General features: G+C 34.5%; 1 protein-coding gene. It reads left to right on the top strand.

All coding sequences use genetic code 11. The features are described 5' to 3' along the window. Positions 1-336, top strand: a 336-nt coding sequence (locus CDOM15925_RS09940; protein WP_169943247.1) for a WG repeat-containing protein, incomplete at both ends; no start/stop codon positions are given.

Here is a 336-nt window from a genome sequence, read left to right as displayed (position 1 = left end):
CTTAGCTGCAGTCAAAAAAGACGGCAAATGGGGGTACATAAACACCAAAGGCGAACAAGTAGTAGAGTGCAAATTTGATGAGGCTCATGACTTTAAAGAAGGCTTAGCTGCAGTCAAAAAAGGTTATAAATGGGGATTTATAAGCACCAAAGGCGAACAAGTAGTAGAGTGTAAATTTGATTATATAAATGACTTTAAGAAAGGCTTAGCAAAAGTTAAAAAGGGTCTCAAACAATTTACAATCAATACCAAAGGAAATTTTATAGTTCACGATGAATACAATAATAAAATAGAAGTATCCGGCAAATTTGATTATGTCTGCGACTTCAAAGAAGG

It is taken from the genome of Campylobacter sp. RM15925, assembly GCF_012978775.1.
In the GTDB taxonomy this organism is placed as follows: domain Bacteria; phylum Campylobacterota; class Campylobacteria; order Campylobacterales; family Campylobacteraceae; genus Campylobacter_A; species Campylobacter_A canis.
The sequence above is the reverse complement of the archived record's forward strand: the minus strand, read 5'-3'. Positions and strand labels throughout refer to the sequence as shown.